The sequence below is a fragment of the Nitrogeniibacter aestuarii genome, assembly GCF_017309585.1.
Classification (GTDB): domain Bacteria; phylum Pseudomonadota; class Gammaproteobacteria; order Burkholderiales; family Rhodocyclaceae; genus Nitrogeniibacter; species Nitrogeniibacter aestuarii.
Map to the genome: position 1 here is coordinate 3,458,280 of NZ_CP071321.1, position 20,659 is coordinate 3,478,938.

Consider the following 20,659-nt stretch of genomic DNA (forward strand, 5'->3'; position numbering starts at 1 on the left):
AGTGAGTGCAGGGGCTGGTTCATTTTGCCCCCTTGCCGGCTCTGCCTTGCGGCTGGCGCTCTGGCTGGGCGTCGCCATCCTCACCGAGATAGCGGTTGCCCTCGGGCGAGCGACCGCCGCGCAGCATCATGTCGCGATATTCTTCTTCGCTCATGCCGGTCATCGAGCCGGCCATCTGCTGAAAGCTTGCGCCATCCGTCGCACCGATCTTGGCGAGGAAGTAGATGTTCCCCCCGGTGCGCATGCACCAGTTCAGATCGCGCGCGATCACCGCCTGCTTCTGCTCCTCGCTCAACGGCCATTCGTCGAGATAGGCGCGTTCGTCCGCCTTGAAGCGCTCGCGATTGGCGGCCTGCATCAGTGACATGCAGAACTGGTTGAGCCAGTAGCCCTTGCGCGACTGCTCGGCATCGAAAATGATCGTGCCGGGGATGTCCTTGTAGGGTTTGTCCAGAGCCATCTTTGTCTCCTGCGCTCAGGTTTCTTCGGGCCAGTACAGGCGCTTGGGGTTATCCACCAGCAGCTTGCGTTGCAGTTCGGATGTCGGCGCGATGTGGGGGATGAAATCCACCAGCAATCCGTCGTCCGGCATGTGATCCTTCAGGTTCGGGTGCGGCCAGTCGGTCCCCCACAGGACCCGGTCGGGAAAGGTTTCCACCACCTTGCGCGCGAACGGCACCACATCACGATAGGCCGCCTGCTCGCCGCCGAGCGCCTTCGGCCCGCTCACCGACAGTCGTTCCGGGCAACTGACTTTGCTCCACACGTTCGGGTGCTCGCGCATGAATCTGAGGAACAGCTCGAACTCCGGACCATCGACCGGCCGGGTCACATCCGGACGCCCCATGTGATCGACCACCACGGTGGTCGGCAAGGCAGTGAAGAAGTCCCACAGCTCGGGCAGATCCTGCGCTTCGAAATAGATCACCACATGCCACCCGAGCGTGTCGATACGTGCGGCGATCTCCATCAGTTCGTCCTTGGGGGTGAAGTCCACCAGGCGCTTGACGAAATTGAAGCGCACGCCGCGTACGCCCGCCTCGTGCAGCACTTGCAACTGCGCGTCGGTCACCGAACGCCGCACCGTCGCCACCCCGCGGGCCTTGCCGCCGGAGGACCGGCAGGCATCGATCATGGCACTGTTGTCCGCCCCGTGGCAGGTGGCCTGCACGATCACATTGCGGCTGAAACCGAGATGATCACGCAGCGCGAACAGCTGCGCCTTGCCCGCATCGCAGGGGGTGTATTTCCGCTCAGGCGCGAAGGGAAACGCCGCGCCCGGCCCGAACACGTGGCAGTGCGCATCCACCGCCCCCGGCGGCAGCTGAAAAACCGGCGTGCTCGGCCCGGCAAACCAGTCGAGCCATCCGGGCGTTTTCTCGAAAGTCGAAGCGGCAACGCTCATGCAGGTTCCTTCGTCAGGAGGGGTCGGTGGGCAAGGATGCGATCGGCCGCCTGGCTCCAGTGACCGAAGCGTCCGAACCTCGGGTCCGCGCGTTCGCCGAACACGCCGGCGTCGGCCAGATCGGCCATCCACGCCTGGCGTTCGGCAGTCCCCCAGGCGGAAAAAGGGTCCAGCCCGGCCTCGCGAACGGTTTTGGCCACTTCATACATCTCCTCGCTGCGGCGCCGGCCGTGCTGGACCACGCGCTGAAAAAAGTAGCTCGCCTGCGCCTCCCAGTCGATGCCGGGAAAGGTCTCCTGCAGAGAGGCGAGCACCGCATCCTCGACGCCGTAATGGCGCGCCGCGGTCAGGCTTTCGATGACCATGGCTTCGAGCCCCTTGATCATCACACTACGACACATCTTGGTGGCCGATGCGATGCCCAGGCGGGTGTCGGCCACGGACGGCGCAAAACCCAGCGTCTTCAGGGGCGCGAGCAAAGCGGCTGCGTGCGGCCCACCCAACAGCAGTGGAACACCGCTGCGATACGGCGGCACCGAGGTCATCACCGCGCCTTCCACATACCGGCTGCCCGCGCGGTCGATGCACGCGGCGGCTTCGCACTTGGCACCCGGGGACGCGCTGTTCATATCCAGGAAAAAAGCATGGGCCTGCACACCGGGGGCGCAGGCCCTTGCAACGATCACGGTTTGGGATGCCGTGACGGAGGAAATGACGAGATCGGCGCTTCGTGCCAGGCCGGCATGCGAATCGGTCAGCCCGACCCGGTGGCGCGCGGCATGGGCGATCAGCGCGGCTTCTTCCGGGGTGCCCAGCTTGAGGTCACACGCGCTCACACTGACTCCCTGTGCGCGCAGATCCTCGGCCAGAATGCGTCCGACCTCGCCATACCCGACGATGCCGACATGCCACTCTGTTGGCTTGGGGGGCATGTTCATGGGGCCCCCTTCGCGCCGGGCCGCCCCAAGCGGAGGGTCGCCCCCTCGGGGGGCAGCGCAGCCGCATCGCGGCGAGCGTGGGGGCCGTTTACCTCGCCGCCGGGCCGCTCCAAGCGGAGGGCCGCCCCCTCGGGGGGCAGCGAACGCAGAGAGCGTGGGGGCTGTCTCATGACTCAGTCGATGTACTTGAGGCCGGCTTGCTCGAGTGCCGGCCGCATGTTGTACATATCGAGACCCAGCACACCGCTGGCGAGTTTCTGGCGCTTGGCCTCTTCGTTGGCCTCGCGCGCACGGGCGGCATCCAGCGCCGCGGCCGCCATGGCCTTGGGCACGCACACCACACCGTCGTCGTCGGCAACGATCACGTCACCCGGCGTCACCCACATGCCGGCACACACCACGGGGATGTTCACCGACCCGAGCGTGGCCTTGATGGTGCCCTTGCTCGACACGCACTTGCTCCATACCGGGAAGTCCATGGCCTGGAGGGTCTTCACGTCGCGCACGCCCGCATCGATGATCAGCGCGCGGGCACCGCGCGCCTGAAAACTGGTGGCCAGCAGATCGCCGAAGTAACCGTCGGTGCATTCGGCGGTCACGGCGGCGACCACCACGTCGCCCGGCTGAATCTGCTCGGCGGCCACGTGCATCATCCAGTTGTCCCCCGGCTGCAGCAGCACGGTGACTGCCGTACCCGAGATCTGCGCCCCGGGATAGATCGGCCGCATATAGGGCTTCATCAGCCCGACCCGGCCCATGGCCTCATGGACCGTGGCGGAGCCGAGCACGGCGAGTGCATCGGCGATCTCGCGTTCGGCACGGGTGATGTTGCGATAGACAACGCCCAGTTCGTACATGTTTGTTCTCCCTTCCTCAGCGGCCCTGCGATTTCAGGGCGGCGTCCAGGCGCGGATAGACGCGCCGGGCATTGCCCTCGTAGATCTTGTGGCGATCCTCGTCGCTCAGATCGGCCCCTTCGATATAGCGCCGGGTGTCGTCGAAATGATGGCCGGTCTGCGGGTCGATACCGCGCACCGCGCCAATCATTTCCGAGGCGAACAACACGTTGTCCACCGGAATCACCTTGGTCAGCAGGTCGATCCCCGGCTGGTGATACACGCAGGTGTCGAAGAACACGTTCCTGAGCAGATGCTCGTCGAGCAACGGTTTCTCCAGCGCCTGGGCAAGACCGCGATAGCGGCCCCAGTGATAGGGCGCGGCGCCGCCGCCATGGGGAATCACGAAACGCAGGGCCGGAAAGTCCTTGAACAGGTCCCCCTGGATGAGCTGCATGACCGCCGTGGTATCGGCGTTGATGTAGTGCGCGCCCGTGGTATGGAAGCAGTCATTGCAGCTGGTGCTCACGTGCACCATGGCCGGGATGTCGTACTCCACCATCTTTTCGTAGATCGGGTACCAGTGGCGGTCGGTCAGCGGCGGGCTGGTCCAGTGACCGCCGGACGGATCCGGATTCAGGTTGATGGCCACGAAGCCATAGTCCTTGACGCACCTTTCCAGCTCCGCAATGCAGGTGGCCGGATCGACGCCCGGGCTTTGCGGCAGCATGGCGGCGCCGATGAAGTGCTCGGGAAAGAGCTGGCTGACCCGGTAGCACAACTCGTTGCAGATCGCGGCCCAGGTGGACGACACCTGGAAATCACCGATGTGATGCGCCATGAAGCTGGCCCGCGGGCTAAAGATGGTCAGGTCCGAGCCACGCTCGCGCATCTGACGCAACTGGTTGCGCTCGATGGTCTCGCGCAGTTCGTCGTCGCTGATCTTCAAGTCGCCGACCCGCGGCATCGAGGACGGATCCTCAAGACCGGCAATCTGTCTTTTGCGCCACTGCTCAAGCGCCCCGGGCGCTGTTGTGTAATGACCGTGAATATCGATGATCACGAAACGAATCTCCTCAATGGACCATCCCTGCCCTCAGGCCGGGCTCATGCCTTCACGACGCTTGGCGTCGTCAGCCTGCGGGGATGTCATGAACGCCAGCAAACGCCGCACCTCCGGCACCTGGACAGAACCGGCACCAATGCCGGCGGAAAACACCGTATCGACCTGAATCTCCGGCGGCAGGGAGCCGACGACGTCGATCCCCGCGACATGGATCAATTCCGATCGCTGCTGAAACCCCAAGCTCGCCCGCCCTTCGGCCACCCAGGCGCCCACGGGCACACCGGGCGGCGGGCAGATCACCCGTTCGGCAATCTGCCGGGCAATGCCCCAGCGCTCGAACAGGTCGGTCAGCGCTCGACCGCTCGGGCCGCTCGAAACGGCCACCGCCTCGGCAGTGAGAACCGCATCACGCACCGCGGCTTCGGTCGCGATGTCGGGTGGCATCGCCCCGCATGGCACCGCCACGGCAATCCCCGAGCGCGCCAGGTCGACCCGGCTGCCTTCGAGCAAGCAACCGTCAGCGATCAGGCCCTTGATGACATCAGCCGCCAGCACCACCACGTCGAACGCCTCGCCCGCACGCAACCGGCTCGCCACATCCAGCCCGCCGGCCGCCTCGAAGCTCACCGGATGCCCGGCGTACGTGGCGGCCAGTTCGGCAAGCATCTGCCGCGGCGCCATGGACGAAATACCACGGAGCGGCTTCACGGCTGCGCCGCCCGATCAGAATCGGAGTCGCGACCGGCCTGGGCACGGCCCGGAGCAGCCATCGACAGGAACAGGGTCGGTTTCATCATGGACTGGATTGTGACCACCGCGCCGCCGACGGGACACCGGCCATGTTCACTACCAGATATAAAAAAAAGGCATGGCTCATAAACAAACCATCATTTTTTAAATACCTTACCCCATTCGCAGTCAGGCTCGGCTAACATCAACATCTGCTATACAACACCTGAAGATATTCATTTAATGGATAACGCGAATGGACCTGAAACAGATCGAATACTTCGTGCGCGTGGCCGAGTTGGGCAGTTTCACCAACGCCTCCATCGCTCTGGACATCGCCCAGCCCGCGCTCAGCCGACAGGTCCGGCGGCTGGAGGTTGAGTTGCGCCAGCCCCTGCTACTGCGCAACGGCCGGGGCGTCACGCTCACCGAGGCGGGCAAGATCATGCTCGAGCACGGTCGCGGGGTGCTCCACCAGATCGAACGTGTCCGGGAAGAACTCTCGCGGGCGCGTGGCGGCTATGTCGGTCGCGTGGCCGTGGGCTTGCCGCCCAGTCTGGCGCGCGTGCTGACCGTGCCGATGACACGCGCCTTTCAGGCCTCGATGCCCGATGCCATCCTGACCATCAGCGAGGGGCTGTCGGTCACCATGCAGGAATCCATTGCCCAGGGCCGGCTGGACATGGCCCTGCTCTACGACAGCCGCCCCTCGGCGGAAGTCGAGATTCATCCGCTCGCCCACCAGCCCCTGAACCTGCTGCAATCCAACCAGCAGTCGAACGACACGACACCCGTCACCGTCGACGCGTTGTCGCGCCTGCCGCTGATCATGCCGAGCCGCCCCAACGCCATCCGCATGCTCGTCGAGCACGAACTCGCCGTGCGCGGCCGACAACCCCGCATCGTCATCGAAGCCGATGCCATTCCGGCCATTCTCGATCTGGTCGCCGACGGTCTGGGGGCCGCCATTCTTCCGGCCAGCGCCCTGAGCTCTTTCGGCCACGGCGACGCCCTCAACATGCGGCCCATCCAGAACCCCCCGCTGGTGGCGAAACTGGCCTGGGCCGTCAGTGCGCGACGCCCCATGACCCAGGTGCAACGCAATGTGGTCTCGATCATCGAAGCGCAGGTGAAGGACTACCTGGGCACCCTCTGAGCCGACTACTCCAGCACGATGCCACGGGCCGAGATCACGCCAAGCCCCACACGGGCCGGCGCGCCGCGCCCCTGCCCGACCGGCGACACCGCCAGTTCGCCGATCGTCATCGAGGGCGACGCGCGCAGCACGTTGAGCAGGGTGCTGCGGGTCGGCACCTTGTCGATCGAGCGCAGTGCCTCGATCACGACACGCAGATTCAGATACGCCTCAAGCCCGGCGTAGGAGATGCCGAACGGGGCGTTGACGAGGTCTTGCCGAAAGGCAGTCGCCAGGGCCGAGGTCTGCGACTCGGGATTGGGCACCACCGACGTGAATCCGTACGTCCTGCCGCGGAAGATGCCGATGCTCAAGGTCAGTTCCGGATCTGCCAACGAGGCGATCACCGCAGGCAACTCGGGCGCCTTCTCCTGCAGCAGCTCGCCAGTCACTGCCAAGGACGCGGCCCCCAGGTCGAGCATCAGGGCATTGATCGGGGGCGTCATCAAATGATCCAGCGCACGGCCGATGGACGTCTTGTCCGCCTTCACCTCGACCATGGTGGTCGCGATGCCGGCGGACTTCATGGCCTCGGCAAGCGCATCGCGTTTGATCGGTAGACTGTGCCCGTCGGTCAGCACCGTGGCGGTCGCCACGCCGATGGTCGCCAGTTGCCGCGCGAGCGCCTTCGCTTCGGCCGGGTAGTCGGCACGTACCGGGAACACATGCCCGTCCGACACATGAAGTGCCGGCACGCCCGACATGGCGCCCACCAGCGCCGCGTCATGCTCGCGGACCAGCCGCTGGCCCTCCAGGCAGCGGGCGTCTCCGGTGCAGTTGACGACGGCGAGCACCTGCTCGTCCTCAAGCAAGCGCGTCACATTGCGGGCATATCCGGAGGCGGTGCCATCGTCCTTCAAGGTCACCAGTTCGATCATGCGCCCGTCGATGCCCCCCAGTGCATTGACGGACTCGACCAGAGCGTTCGTCGCGTAGCCGATGGAGGTCGAAATCTTGTAGCTTTCGGGCGAATCGGGTAGTGACTGACCGATGCGGATCACCCCGGCCGCCGGCGCATCCACCCAGGGTGCGGTGAGCGCCGCGCCCGCCGCCAGACATCGAAACCACGCGCCCCACCCGACGAACCGACACGGCCAGTGGGGGCGAAGCCGGGCTGGAGTGATCTCCATGGTGTTCTCCTCTTCATCCTGTTTCCGGCGCCGCATCCTGCGTGTTGCGGGCGGCGCTCGCTCGGGTCGGTACCGCGCAGCCATGGGCATCAACCTCGACACCAGAGTAGAGCGGTGACGCGCGCCGGATTCATACCTTGCGGGACATAGCAGCTAGAACCCGGCGGCATTCCGTTCTCCCCGGGGGACACCGTTCACGGCCCTGCCATCATGTCGTCGGCCCACAATGAAGATGACTCAAGAATATCCACCGAACAGACAAACATTTTTTATATCAACAACTTGAAATAACAGTCATCGTAATCAACCCCCGCTCCGACGCCAAGCCCCACCATTCGAATCCACCTGTCGCGACACCCCGCTTCGGCTTCGTTCGTCGCCGCCTGTGCGCATGGAGCACGTTCAAGAACCCCGGTCGATCCCCGTAACCCACCACAACAACACCCCATCCAGGTTCAGGAGATCACCGGCATGACCCGACTTTCCGTTCGACTCAAACTTCATCTGCTGGTCGTGACGGCCATCGCAGCCCTGGCATCGGTCGGGCTCGGGGGCTGGATGAGTATCGATCGCCTGGGTGCGGCCCTGAGTGCGATCAGCGATCGCAGCCTGCCGGCGGTCAGCGCCCTGGGTGCGCTGCGCACCGCCCGACTGGAGGCCGCCAAGGCCATGCAGGACGGGCTCGGCTGGCGCCCGCAGCAGTTCGGGAACGAGGCCGACATGAGCGACTACCTCGACGAGGGGAAGTCGATTTTCTCCGACCTGATGACCATGACCCGCGAGGCCAATCAGGACGCCGACCGGGCCTTTGCCATCTACGACGCCTTGCCGAAAACGGACGCTGAATCGGAACAGTGGGAGACCTTCCGGTCGGTGTGGGCGGACTTCAAGGTCACCGACAAACGCCAGATGGAAGTCGCCCGGGCCGTGGCGGAGGCAGGGGACTGGAACACCATCTCGCGCCGTTACGAGGTGTTTGCGTCTCAGACTGCGCAGTGGACGCGCACCCTCGACCTGCTGCTGCCCATTCTCAAGAAGCTGATTGCGCTGAACGTCACCGCGGCCGACCAGGCGCGCGCAGACGCCGAAGCCACGGTCCGCGACGCCCGCACCCTGATGCTGGTCATCGTCGCCATCGCCGTCATCGTGCTGTCCGGCCTCGGGGTGACGATCGCGCGCAGCGTCATCAATGCCCTCAATGTCATCCGCGCCACCATCACGGCAGTGGCGCAGAGCAACGATTTCACTCGTCGTGCCGAGGTCCGGGGCAATAACGAGGCGGCACAGACCACGCGAGCCTTCAACCAGCTGCTCGACCGCATCCAGCAGTCGCTGCGCGAGGTGACCAGCAGCACGCACACCGTCGGCGAAGCGGCCACACAGGCGCTCGACGTGTCGCGGCAAGTCCTCGATGCCGCGGGCGGCCAGCGTGAAGCAGCCACCGAAATGACCCGAACGGTCGAGCGCATGATCACCAGCATCAGCGAGATCAACGCCAGCACGCGCGACGCGCTGAACCGCGCCGAGCAAGCCAGGGAAGCGGCCAGTGCCGGTGCCGAGCGCATCGGTCAGACCACCCGGGAAATGGGGCGGGTGGCCGAGGACATCGCCCTGGCAGGCCAGACCGTGGGCAAACTGGGTCAGGAGGCCGAAAGCGTGTCGGACGTGATCCGCGTCATCAAGGAAGTGGCCGACCAGACCAACCTGCTGGCACTCAACGCGTCCATCGAGGCCGCACGCGCCGGCGAGCACGGGCGCGGCTTCGCCGTGGTGGCCGACGAAGTGCGCAGCCTCGCCGAGCGCACGTCCACCTCCGCCGAACGCATCAGCGAAATCATCGTCTCCATGCAGCGCGTGGCCCGCGAGGCCGTGGGCCATGTCGAGGCGGTGGTCGGCCGGGCCCTGGACAGCCGGACGCTCTCCGAAGCGGCCGCCGCGCAGATCGTGCAGATCCGTGACAGCGCCCATCAGGTCAGCGCAGCCGTCGATGAAGTGGCTGCCGCACTGGCCACGCAGGACCAGGCCGCCAGCGGCATCTCGGCGCGCGTCGAGGCCATCGCACGCATGAGCGAAGACAACTGCGCGGCCGGCTCGCGCACGGCGAGCGTCTCGGAAAGCCTCAACCAGGCCGCCCTGACCTTACGCCAGAACGTCGCCCGCTTCAGGATCTGACGCCCGCACCGGACGGGCTCAGAGATCGATCACCAGCGTCTGGGTCCGCGCGCGCGAGCAGCACGGCAGAAACTGGTCATTCGCGGCGCGCTCCTCGTCGGTCAGGTAGGCGTCGCGGTGATCCGGCTCACCGGCCAGCACGCGTGTCAGGCAGGTGCCGCACACGCCCTGCTCGCACGAGACCGGCACCTCCACCCCCGCCGCCTGCAACGCAGCAACCGCGCTTTGCCCTGCACCGACGCGCACCGTCTGCCCGCTTCGCGCCAGCTGCAGATCGAAGGCGCCCGCTTCACCCTCAGCCGCGTCCACGGGCGCGGCGAAAAACTCTCGATGCACCCGGTGCGCGTCCCACCCCTGGGCGTGCGCCGCCGCCAGCACCGCTTCGATGAAGCCGGCGGGCCCGCACACATAGAGATGGGACTTCGGCGGCGCGGCGCGAAGCGTGGCGGCGATGTCGAGCTTTTGCGCTGCATCCCCATCGTCCAGGTGCATCCTCACCTTGTCGGCAAAGGCAGATGCCGCCAGCCGGGTGCGGAAGGCCATCCGCTCGGCGCTGCGCGCGCAGTAATGCAGGGAGAAGCCGGCCCCCTGCGCGGCAAGCGTCTCGGCCATGCTCAGGATGGGCGTCACGCCGATACCGCCGGCCAGCAGCAGGCTGTGGGGGGACTGCTCCGCCAGTGCAAAGTGGTTGCGCGGCACGCTGATCTGCAACAGATCGCCCGGTGTCACCGCCTCGTGCATGGCCACCGAGCCCCCGCGCGAGTCGGGGTCGCGCAGCACGCCGATCTGGTAGCGATGGGTTTCGCCCGGCGCGTTGCACAGCGAGTATTGCCGCAGCAGCCCGCCCGGCACATGGACGTCGATATGCGCCCCGGCCGCAAACGCCGGCAAGGCTGCGCCGCTGGCCTCTTCGAGCTCGAACACGCGGATGTCGCCGGTTTCGTCATGCAGGGCCGCCACACGCACGGTCAACAGATCGGGACTCATGCGCTGGCCACCTGATCCGCAACGCCTGCTTCTTCGGCAATTAACCGCTCGATCATCCGTCGCGCCTGCACGCCCCCGGTGTCGATGTTGAGCTTGAGCAGATTGCGCTGCGGCCACTGGAGCAGGTTCTGCTGCTGACGTTCCAGCATGGCCACATCCTCCAGAAACACCTTGCCCTGGCCGTCACGAATGGTCTCGGTCAGGGCCGCGTCGTCGGCCTTGAAATTGCGGGCGAAGCCCCAGAAGTACCACATGGAGGTTTCGGTTTCCGGCGTGATCATGTCGGTCACGATCGCCGAGGCTTTCTTGTCTGCCGGTGCGTCGTAGCCCCCATGGCCCGCCAGGGCCACCCCCACTTCGATCATGACGTGGGACGGCGCCGTGAAGTGACAGATCTGCCAGCGGTCCACCCTGGCCTCTTCGGGCAACCCAGCCGCGCGCATGTTCATGCGCCAGAACGGCGGCGCCGGAATATCTTCCATGAACCGGCGGGTGATCACTTCATCCCCCACGGTGCGCGTCTCGCACGGCGTCTCGTCGATCTCGGGCTGGCCGATGCTGGTCGAGTGCACATAGGTCTCGTGGGTCAGATCCATCAGGTTGTCGATCATCAGCAGATAGTCGGCCTTGACGTTATAGACCCCGCCCCCGTGCGCCCAATCGGGATGGTCGGCCCAGAAGGCATCGTGGATCAAGGCCGGATCGGCCTTGTCCGGGTCACCCGGCCACAGCCAGATGAAGCCGTGGCGCTCGACCACCGGATAGGTCCGGTTGGCCGGGAAACCCCGGGTGCGCTGCATGGGCATCGAGCGGGTCTTGCCGTCGCAGCCCATGGCCAGCCCATGGTAGCCGCACACCAGCTGGCCATCGATCACCCGCCCGAGCGACATGGGCGCTCCCCGATGCGGACACCAGTCCTCCACCGCAGCCACCTGCCCTGCCTCGTCGCGAAAAAAAGCGACCGGCTCACCACAGATGCGCCGCCCCAGGGGCGTGTCGGCGCCAATCTCGCTGGCCATCGCGGCCACGTACCATGCGTTCTTCTGAAATTTCATTGTCTCTTCCTCTTCAGGTGCTTCGTCCGCGCGTTTCAAGGGCATCCCGTAGACGCGCCGACACTTCATCAGGCTGTCATGAGGCCTCTGCCGGCGCCCCTTCGATCAGACAGCCGCCGGGGACCAGATCGATCACGTTCGGGTGTTCGAGTACCCGCTCCAGGTTGTGATGCGACATGCGCGCATGCTCACGCATCAGCGCTTCGGCCCGGGCGCCCTCGCGCTGGCTGATCGCCTCGACCACGGCCGCATGCTGGGCATTGGCGATCATCAGGGTGCTGGCCGCATCGGGCTGCACGCTCTGGACCTGCACGAAGCCATTGGCCGAAGCAAATGGCAGGGTGTTGGCGCGCTCGACCTGGCGCTGGATCAGGTCGCTGCCGGCTGCCATCGCCAGTGCGTCATGAAAGCGCGCATTGGCATCGACGTAGCCGGCAAAGCGCGCGCCATCGAGTGGGCCGGGCGCCAGCAAATCGTCGATCTGGCAGACGCAGGTCCGCATGCGCTCGAGCAGCGCACGAGTGATCCCGCGTTCCGCCGCCCGACGCGCGGCCAGCCCTTCGAGTACGCCGCGCACCTCGATCGCATCGCGGATGTCCGCCACCGAGAAGGCCCGCACCCGGTACCCGCCGGACGGAATCGGCTCGATGAGCCCTTCCTCCTGCAGGCGGATCAGGGCCGCCCGGATGGGCGTGCGGGAGATGCCCGTCACGTCGGCCACGGCCGGTTCGGCGATACGCTTGCCCGCCGGCAGGACGCCGGCCAGGATCATTTCGCGCAGTTGAAGCAGGGCACGAACGGTTTGCGAGCCCCCTTCGTCTTCCTTGCGCATGGTCGCTTGCATTTACAGCCCCCCCCGATGCCTGCGGTGGGCACAACGCTCACCGCCAGTGATGTATACAATTAATGGATAAGTCACTGTAAATAAAGCGAAACAGCCATCAGTTTCGCGATAGCTGTATACACATTTGCGGCATATCTGACCGTGAGCGCTGCGCTCGCGGGCCCGGAAGACGGGCGAAGGCAGCGTGTCGCCCCCGGCATTGCGCCGGGGGAAATGCACGCGTGGGCGGGAATTCGCGGCGCCTGGCGCGCCTAGGCCTGAAGCTTGCGGATACGGTAGGCCATGCGGGAGCGCGTCAGGCCCAGCAAGCGTGCTGCGGCCGATACGTTGCCGTCCGCCTTGTCGAGCGCCGCGCGCACCAGCTGGGACTCCAGCGCATCCAGCGAGGGGCCGTCGCCGGCATCGGACGCAAACTCGCGGAAGCGGTCCAGCAGATGGTCACCGCCGGACTGACCGTCCGGCGACATCTGGTCGAGCCGGCCCTTGTCCCCCACCGAGTACAGCATCTCCCGGGCGGCCTCCTCATCGCGCAGAATGTGGGGCAGATCGATCACCCCCTCGTCGTCGGCAACAATCACCCCGCGCTCGACCAGGTTCTGCAGTTCGCGCACGTTGCCCGGGAAGCGATAGTTGAGCAGGGCGCGCACCACCCGGGTGGTGAACCCCCGAACCTTGCGCCCGTGCATTTCGTTGTAGTGACGCAGAAAGTGGTTGAGCAGCAGCGGAATGTCTTCGCGCCGCTCGCGCAGCGGCGGCAGCTTGACCGGAAACACGTTCAACCGATAGAACAAGTCCTCGCGAAAGCGCCCCTCGGCCACGGCCTTGCGCAGATCCTCATTGGTCGCGGCCACCACGCGCACATTCACCCGCATGCTGCGCGTGCCCCCGACCCGCTCGATCACCCCCTCCTGCAGCGCGCGCAACAACTTGCCCTGGGAGGTCAGGCTCAAACAGCCGATCTCGTCGAGAAACAGGGTGCCCCGGTCAGCCCGTTCGAAACGTCCGGGGCGCGAGCTGACCGCGCCGGTGTAGGCGCCGCGCTCCACGCCGAACAGTTCGGACTCGACCAGATTTTCGGGAATAGCGGCGCAATTGACCGACACGAACGGGGACTGCGCACGCGGGCTGATGGTGTGCAGCATCTGTGCAAACAACTCTTTCCCGACCCCGGATTCGCCCACGAACAGGACGGTCGCCCGTGTGGGCGCCACCCGACGCAACATCTGGGCCGCCGCATTGAAGGCGGACGACACCCCCACCAGCCGGCGATCGGCCAAGGGCGGCAATTCACACGCCACGGACGGCAAGACCGCCGCCGTGGGCGCCGAGGCCGGATCGTGAGCCACGCCGGCAAAGCCCTCGGCGTTCAGATAGTGCAGATCCTCGCTCACATCGCCCCATTCGTCGGCGGTGCGACCGATCACCCGGCACACGTCATGCCCCATGGATCGGCACTCGACCTCGCGGAAGATGGTGAGCTTGCCCAGCAAGGTGGTCACATAACCCATCGCATAGCCCAGCTGGTTCCAGCACGCCGGTTCGCTGCCGACGCCGTAGGCGGCGATGTGTTGATCGTCCTCGCTGGAGTGATGCCAGAGAAACTCACCATCGTAGGTCCCCCGGGGCGGGTCGAACTCCAGCCGGACCACGTCGACCTTCACCACCCCCTCGAGCGAGTGCAGTCGCGTCCCGGCCACGAAAATGGCCGCCGGGTCGGCATCGACCCACCGCTCGCGCACCAGCTGCGCATCGTGCACGCCGGACACGAAGCCGGCCCGGGTCAGCAGCCCGCGGGCCCGCGCAATGCCCAGACGCTCGATCAGTTCGCGCCGCAAGGCACCGAGACTGGTGTTGTGAACCAGCACCATGCGCTGATCCTCCAGCCAGATCCGCCCGTCACCGGGAGAAAAGAACAGGCACTCGGTCAGGTCGCGCAAGGTCGGGCCGTCGTCCTCGCCCACCGTCCGCCCGTCGCCGGGCGGCAGCGTCTCTTCACGCGCTCGCGTCACCTCGGCCAGGGAAATACGCGGCTGGCCCTGCCCTTGACTCCGCCTTTGGCTCATACCCACCTCCTGACGACTTAATAAAATCAACCACCAAGACTCCCGGTATTCACAAATTTGTCAATACCACGCAGCGCGGTTCGGTTATTGCAGCGCGGCCCATCCAGCGCATGTCGTTTTCATGACGATTCAGCGAACGGCCCTTTGATGGACTGTGGCAATGCAGCAAAGACCGCGCAGGAAAGGGTGGCACACGGATTGCCATGTTTTCAGTGACGGAAGGCCGGAAGCACAGCCGAGACTCATCCCCCCGACTTCCGTCGAATGGCCCGTGGCGCGCACACGGCATCAATGACTGGCATCCAGACATTGAGCTATGCCGAATTGAGATAGGTGCTAGCCCATCAACCAACTATTGAACACTCTTGGTCGTGCACACAATGCGATCACCAAGAACAAAAGTCCGCAGCCCGCATTGCGTCGCTGACAGACACGACAACAGACAAGGAGACAATCAGTGTCGAACACAAGCACAGCCGGGCTGCTTTCCGGCGCCCCTTGGACCGGTCGAATCTTCAACGGCGACTGGGCGGTACCGACCGGCGGCAAGCACACGGTGATCGAGCCGGCCACCGGCACCACGATGACCGAAGTCGGCATGGCCAACGCGGCGGACATTGCCATGGCCTGCCGCAGCGCCAAGGACGCGCAAGCGGCCTGGGCGGCGACCGACCCACGCGAGAAATCCCGCATCTTTCTGGATGCTGCCAGTGCGATCGACGCCGACGCAGCGGCGCTGGCCCGGTACGTGGCCCGCGAGACCGGCGGCATCCTGCCCAAGGCCCAGCATGAGGTGCGCGAGGCGGCCTTCATTCTCCGTCGCGCCGCTGCCATGGCGGTGGACAGCCAGGGCCTGGTGCTGCCCTCCACCCCGGGGCGCCTCTCCTATGCCCGCCGTGTGCCGCACGGGGTTGTCGGGGTCATCTCGCCCTTCAACTTCCCGCTGATCCTGTCCATCCGTGCGGTCGCCCCTGCGCTCGCCGCCGGCAACACCGTGGTCCTCAAACCGGACCCCCGCACCCCGGTCACCGGCGGGTTCATCACCGCACTGGCCCTGCGCCAGGCGGGTCTGCCCGCCGGCGTGCTGCATGTGCTGGCCGGCGGTGGCGATGCGGGCGAGGCCTTGTGCACCGACCCCCATGTGCGCATGGTCGCCTTCACCGGCTCGACCACGGTCGGTCGCCGGGTGGGTGAGCTGGCGGGCAAGCATCTGAAGAAAGTGGCACTGGAACTGGGCGGCAAGAATGCCCTGATCGTGCTCGAAGACGCGGACCTGGATCTGGCCGCCAGCAATGCCGCCTGGGGCGCCTGGCTGCACCAGGGCCAGATCTGCATGGCCTCGGGCAGGATCCTGGCCCACCGCTCCATTGCCCCTGCCTTGGTCGAAAAGCTGGCGGAAAAAGCCCGCCATCTGCCGGTGGGCAATCCGGCCACCGACGAGGTGGCACTGGGCCCCCTGATCAATGAACAGCAATGCCAGCGTGTCGCCCGAATCGTGGAAGACAGCGTCGCGCAGGGCGCCACGCTGGTGGCCGGTGGCAAGGCCGACGGCGCGTTCTATTCGCCGACCGTGCTGTCCGGCGTGACACCGAAGATGCGTGCCTTCCGCGAAGAGTTCTTCGGCCCGGTGGCCAGCGTGATCGCGTTCGACACCGACGAGGAGGCCATCGCCCTGGCCAATGACACCGAATACGGCCTCTCGGCCGCCGTGATTTCGGCGGACGTGGGCCGCGCCATGGCCCTTGGCGAGCAGCTCAACACCGGCCTGCTCCATATCAACGACCAGACCGTGGCCGACGAATGCGTCAACCCGTTTGGCGGATGTGGCGACTCGGGCAACGGCGGCGCCGTCGGCGGCCCGGCCGACTGGGACGAGTTCGCCCATTGGCAGTGGGTCACGATCAAGCGCGAGCCCCCCCGATACCCGTTCTGATTTCACCGACGCAACACATGACATCGGCCAGGCACCCACGCCCAGTCCGAGGCACTCGTAGAAGAGGAGGCACCATGAAACAACCTCAGTGGAGAAGTTCGACACTCGCCGCCGCCATCGCCACCAGCGCAACAGCGCTGTGCATGGCCCCCCCGGCCCACGCATTCAAGCTCCAGACCGACAACCCCGATCTGAAGGTGCGCTGGGACAACACCTTCAAGTACAGCGCGGCGTTCCGCCTCAAGGAACGTTCTTCGCTACTGGTCAACGACGTCAATTACGACGACGGGGACCGTAACTTCGACAAGGGGTTGATTTCCAATCGCCTCGACTGGCTGACCGAATTCGATGTGCGTTACAAGAACATCGGCGCCCGTCTGTCCGGTGCGGCCTGGTACGACTCGATCTACAACCAGTCCAACGACAACGACTCGCCGTTCACCAACAACGGCACCCGTCAGGCCTATGACGAGTTTCCGGACGAAACCCGCAGCCTGCACGGTCGGCGCGCCGAACTGCTCGACGCCTTTGCGTTCGGCAACTTCAATCTGGGCGACATGCGCGCCAACGTCCGCTTCGGCCAGCACTCGCTGGTGTATGGGGAAACCCTGTTCTTCGGCGCCAACGGTATCGCCGACGCCCAGGGGCCGATCGATCTGGTGAAGCTGCTGACAGTACCCAGCTCCCAGTTCAAGGAAGTGCTGCGCCCCGTGCCCCAGATGTCCGGCACCCTGCAGATCCGCCCGGGTCTGTCGCTCGGTGCCTACTACCAGTTCCGCTGGGAAAAGACGCTGATTCCGGGGGTGGGCAGCTACCTGTCGAACATCGACTGGGCCGGGGACGGCACCCAGTCCCTGCTCGCCGGTCCGGGTGTTCGCTGGAACAAGGCCCATGACGTCAATCCGAAGGATTCCGGCCAGGGCGGCGTACAGCTGCGCTGGACCCCCGAGGACAGTGACTGGGAATACGGCCTCTACTTCGCCCGCTATCACGCCAAGACACCGTCGAGCTTCTATTTCGATCCGGTCGGCCAGTCGATCCGCACCGTGTATGGCCAGGGCATCCGCACCTTCGGCGCGAGCGCGACAACCTCGATCGGCCAGCTCAACCTGGCCGGAGAGGTGTCGGTCCGGCACAACGCACCGCTCAATGGTGACCCCCAGATCGTGCTCTATGCCCTCGGCGGCACGGGCGACAACGAGAAGGACATCCGCTACCCGGTCGGCAAGACCGCGCACGCCAACCTGTCGGGCATCTACGTGCTGCAGCCCAACGCCGTGTGGGATGGCGGTGCCTTCCTGTTCGAAGTGGCGTGGAACCGCGTGCTCTCGGTGTCCAAGAACAAGGCCGCGCTGGACCCGAACACGACGCGTGATGCCTGGGCGACCCGCATGATCTTTTCGCCAGCCTACTTCCAGGTGCTGCCGGGCCTCGATCTCGAGGTACCGATCGGGCTGGGCTACAACTTCGCCGGCCGCTCCGGCGCCGTGGCCAACCTCAACGGCGGCGCCTCCTACGGGGGTGACTTCAGCCTGGGGGTGAACGGCACCTACCAGAACGTCTGGAAGTTCGGCGTCAACTACGTGCGTTTCCTGGGGGACGAGTACAGCTTCGTGACCCCGCAGAACTCGGCCGGACCAGCGCTCTCGTTCATGCAGACGCGCAAGGACCGCGACTTCATCAGCTTCAACATCCAACGCACTTTCTAAACGAATACGGAGACATCACTCATGAAGATCGCATTGCGAACGATCACCGCCTCCATGGCGCTTGCGTTCTGCGCCCAGGCGGCGCTGGCAGGCGTGTCCGCCGAAGAGGCCGCCAAGCTCGGCACCAGCCTCACGCCGATGGGTGCGGAAATGGCCGGCAACGCCGATGGCAGCATCCCGGCCTGGAAGGGCGCCTACACCAAGGTCGCGCCCGGCTACGCCAACGGCACGCCGCGTCCCGACCCCTTTGCCGGCGAGAAGCCGACGTTTTCCATCACTTCGAAGAACATGGCCGAACACGCCGGCAAGCTCAGCGATGGCGTCAAGGCCCTGTTTGCCCGGAATCCCGACTTCCGCCTCGATGTGTATCCGACCCACCGGACCGGAGGCGCCCCCCAGTGGGTCTATGACAACACCCGGAAGAACGCCACCTCGGCCACGCTCGAAGACGAAAACAGCGTCTCGGGTGCCGTCGGCGGTATCCCCTTCCCCATCCCCAAGGACGGACTGGAAGTGATGATGAATCACCGGCTGTCCTGGTACGGCCAGTCGGTGGACTATGCCCTGCGCACCTTCATCGTCACCGCAGACGGCCGGCGTGCGCTGGCCAGTGAGGGGGATGAACTTCTCCAGTACCCCTACTACATCACCGATAGCTACAAGGGCATCTTCCAGCTCGGCCGCTTCATCGTTTCGGGCCCGGCCTCCAAGGCCGGCGAAGCCATCCTGGTGCACTTCTCCGCCGACAAGGACGTCCCTCGCGGTGTGTGGCAATACCTGGTGGGCCAGCGCCGGGTGCGCAAGGCGCCGTCCGTCTCATACGACACGCCCGACTTCGTCACGTCCGGGGTCGGCCTGTTCGACGAGGCCTTCATGATGTTCGGCCCCATCGACCGCCACGAGTACAAGCTGGTGGGCAAGAAGGAGATGTACATCCCCTACAACAACAACCGGTCGGCGCTGGCCACCATCGACGAGCTGGTCGGGCCCAAGTTCCTCAATCCGGATCATGTGCGCTGGGAGCTGCACCGGGTGTGGGAAGTGGAAGCGGCCCTCAAGGCGGGCAAACGCCACACGGTGCCCAAGCGCAAGTACTACATCGACGAGGACACCTGGCAGATCGTGCTGTTCGACGGCTGGGACGCCAAGGGCGACCTGTGGCGCATGAACTACGCGCTGGGCTACCTGGTGCCGGAACTGCCGGCCCATGTCACCAACGTGATGTGGGGTGGCTACGACCTGCAGACCGGCGCCTATTACTTCAATGCCGCCATGAACGGAGGCTCGCCGCACTACAAGGTCAGCGAACCGCGATCCGAAATCCTGTGGAGCCCGGAAGAGTTGGCCAACCAGGGCGCACGTTGACCGTAGGGCGGGTTCTCCGACCCGCCAAGCCCCCCTCTCCCCATTGACGGTTCGGGGGACCCGCCCTACACCTTTTGAGTGGACGCCGGCAACGGCGACCCACCAGGACGCGAATGCTATGAAACACCTTCTCCTCGCAGCCGCCTGCGTGCTTGCGGCCGGTGCCGCAGGCGCCGCGGACGCCCCCGCCCGCCCCGCGGTGCTCGAACGCCCGGCGATGAAAACCTCGCGTGCCACCCAGATGGCCGCACTGGCCATCACCCGCGCCGGCGACCGCCTTGTCAGTGTGGGCGAAGCGGGCGTGGTGCTGCTCTCCGACGACAATGGCCACCACTGGCGCCAGGCGGACGTGCCGGTCACCGTGTCGCTCACCGACGTTCAGTTTACGGACGCCCGGACCGGTTACGCCACCGGCCACATGGGCGTCGTGCTCAAGACCACCGACGGTGGCGAACACTGGACGCGCATCATGGACGGCGTGATGGCGGCGGAGCTGTCGCTCCAGCGCGCCGAGGCCGTCCGCGCGGCACTGCCGGCAGACGACACCCCGGACGCCGACCCCCAGGCCATCAAACGTGCAGACAAGGGGCTGCGCGACGCGCGGCTGCTGGTTGCCGACGGACCGGACAAGCCCTTTCTGGGCCTGCATTTCATCGACGCCGACAACGGTTTCGTGTTCGGCGCCTACAACCTCATTTTGCGCACCCGCGACGGCGGCACGACCTGGACGTCCTGGTCGGATCGCGTGACCAACCCGCGCGGGCTGCACCTTTACGCCATGGCCGGCACCGCCGACCACCTCTTCCTCGCCGGCGAACAGGGGCTGCTGCTGCGCGCCGACCGCCATGGCGACCGGTTCGAGCCCATCGACTCCCCCTACAAGGGCAGCTACTTCGGCCTGGCATCGACCGCACGCAGTGACATCGTCGCCTTCGGTTTGCGCGGCAATGCCTTTCGCTCGAGCAACGACGGCGATGACTGGCAGAAGATCGACACCGGGGTGAACGCCTCGCTGTCGAGCGCCGCGCATCTGCCTGACGGCGGCCTGTTGCTGGTGAGCCAGCGCGGCGACCTGCTCAAGGGCGCACCCGCCCAGTCCACCTTCAAGCTGGAACGCGCCAGTCCCCCGCGACCGATCGCGGGCCTGGTCCTCGCCCCTGACGGCACACCGGTCGCAGCCAGTCTGGCCGGCGTTCAGCGTCTCGACGCCAAACCATAAGAAAAAACACGCA

At 65.8% G+C, this 20,659-nt stretch carries 17 protein-coding genes; 6 read left to right on the top strand and 11 right to left on the bottom strand.

Annotated features, from left to right (window positions below):
• Positions 1–19 precede the first annotated feature (19 nt).
• The 6 genes from ligA to J0W34_RS16140 all read right to left on the bottom strand — a co-directional run bounded on the left by ligA (position 20) and on the right by J0W34_RS16140 (position 4,953).
• Positions 20–460, bottom strand: coding sequence for a protocatechuate 4,5-dioxygenase subunit alpha (gene ligA, locus J0W34_RS16115; RefSeq protein ID WP_230969458.1), 441 nt, complete (start codon positions 458–460; stop codon positions 20–22).
• A 15-nt stretch (positions 461–475) separates the two neighbouring features.
• Positions 476–1,405: an amidohydrolase family protein gene (locus J0W34_RS16120; protein ID WP_230969459.1), complete on the bottom strand. Its 930-nt coding sequence runs from the start codon at positions 1,403–1,405 to the stop codon at positions 476–478.
• Positions 1,402–2,343, bottom strand: a complete 942-nt coding sequence (locus tag J0W34_RS16125; protein ID WP_230969460.1) for an NAD(P)-dependent oxidoreductase — start codon at positions 2,341–2,343, stop codon at positions 1,402–1,404. Before J0W34_RS16125 ends, J0W34_RS16120 begins: the two co-directional genes overlap by 4 nt.
• Positions 2,344–2,516: 173 nt before the next feature.
• A complete protein-coding gene (gene ligK / locus J0W34_RS16130) occupies positions 2,517–3,200 on the bottom strand; it encodes a 4-carboxy-4-hydroxy-2-oxoadipate aldolase/oxaloacetate decarboxylase (RefSeq protein ID WP_230969461.1) in 684 nt (227 codons plus the stop codon).
• Between the two features lie 16 nt (positions 3,201–3,216).
• Positions 3,217–4,242 (bottom strand): amidohydrolase family protein, encoded by a 1,026-nt coding sequence (locus J0W34_RS16135; protein WP_230969462.1) that lies wholly within the window; start codon positions 4,240–4,242, stop codon positions 3,217–3,219.
• 33 nt (positions 4,243–4,275) lie between these two features.
• Entirely contained in the window at positions 4,276–4,953 is a 678-nt protein-coding gene (locus J0W34_RS16140; protein ID WP_230969463.1) for a substrate-binding domain-containing protein, read from the bottom strand.
• Between the two features lie 277 nt (positions 4,954–5,230).
• Here J0W34_RS16140 and J0W34_RS16145 point away from each other — a divergent pair, with 277 nt between their 5' ends.
• Positions 5,231–6,130, top strand: coding sequence for a LysR substrate-binding domain-containing protein (locus J0W34_RS16145; protein WP_230969464.1), 900 nt, complete (start codon positions 5,231–5,233; stop codon positions 6,128–6,130).
• Positions 6,131–6,135: 5 nt separating this feature from the next.
• On the opposite strand, the gene J0W34_RS16150 is transcribed toward J0W34_RS16145, so the two are convergent.
• Positions 6,136–7,299, bottom strand: coding sequence for an ABC transporter substrate-binding protein (locus J0W34_RS16150; RefSeq protein WP_230969465.1), 1,164 nt, complete (start codon positions 7,297–7,299; stop codon positions 6,136–6,138).
• A 471-nt stretch (positions 7,300–7,770) separates the two neighbouring features.
• Between J0W34_RS16150 and J0W34_RS16155 the strand changes: the two genes are divergently transcribed.
• Entirely contained in the window at positions 7,771–9,471 is a 1,701-nt protein-coding gene (locus J0W34_RS16155; protein ID WP_230969466.1) for a methyl-accepting chemotaxis protein, read from the top strand.
• Between the two features lie 18 nt (positions 9,472–9,489).
• Here J0W34_RS16155 and J0W34_RS16160 read toward each other — a convergent pair whose 3' ends face one another.
• From J0W34_RS16160 to J0W34_RS16175, 4 genes are all read right to left on the bottom strand, one after another.
• Entirely contained in the window at positions 9,490–10,458 is a 969-nt protein-coding gene (locus J0W34_RS16160; RefSeq protein WP_230969467.1) for a PDR/VanB family oxidoreductase, read from the bottom strand.
• Positions 10,455–11,513, bottom strand: a complete 1,059-nt coding sequence (locus J0W34_RS16165) for an aromatic ring-hydroxylating dioxygenase subunit alpha (protein ID WP_230969468.1) — start codon at positions 11,511–11,513, stop codon at positions 10,455–10,457. The genes J0W34_RS16160 and J0W34_RS16165 overlap by 4 nt, the downstream gene beginning before the upstream one ends.
• Before the next feature lie 76 nt (positions 11,514–11,589).
• Positions 11,590–12,357 (bottom strand): GntR family transcriptional regulator, encoded by a 768-nt coding sequence (locus J0W34_RS16170; protein ID WP_230969469.1) that lies wholly within the window; start codon positions 12,355–12,357, stop codon positions 11,590–11,592.
• A 251-nt stretch (positions 12,358–12,608) separates the two neighbouring features.
• On the bottom strand, positions 12,609–14,420 hold the full coding sequence (locus J0W34_RS16175; RefSeq protein ID WP_230969470.1) for a sigma-54-dependent Fis family transcriptional regulator: 1,812 nt from the start codon (positions 14,418–14,420) through the stop codon (positions 12,609–12,611).
• A 457-nt stretch (positions 14,421–14,877) separates the two neighbouring features.
• Between J0W34_RS16175 and J0W34_RS16180 the strand changes: the two genes are divergently transcribed.
• From J0W34_RS16180 to J0W34_RS16195, 4 genes are all read left to right on the top strand, one after another.
• Entirely contained in the window at positions 14,878–16,353 is a 1,476-nt protein-coding gene (locus tag J0W34_RS16180; RefSeq protein ID WP_230969471.1) for a benzaldehyde dehydrogenase, read from the top strand.
• 74 nt (positions 16,354–16,427) lie between these two features.
• Positions 16,428–18,062 carry a DUF1302 domain-containing protein gene (locus J0W34_RS16185; RefSeq protein ID WP_230969472.1) on the top strand — a complete coding sequence of 545 codons (1,635 nt, stop codon included), beginning with the start codon at positions 16,428–16,430 and terminating at the stop codon, positions 18,060–18,062.
• 21 nt (positions 18,063–18,083) lie between these two features.
• Positions 18,084–19,427, top strand: coding sequence for a DUF1329 domain-containing protein (locus J0W34_RS16190; protein WP_230969473.1), 1,344 nt, complete (start codon positions 18,084–18,086; stop codon positions 19,425–19,427).
• A 118-nt stretch (positions 19,428–19,545) separates the two neighbouring features.
• Positions 19,546–20,646, top strand: a complete 1,101-nt coding sequence (locus tag J0W34_RS16195; RefSeq protein WP_230969474.1) for a YCF48-related protein — start codon at positions 19,546–19,548, stop codon at positions 20,644–20,646.
• The last annotated feature ends 13 nt before the right edge of the window (positions 20,647–20,659 follow it).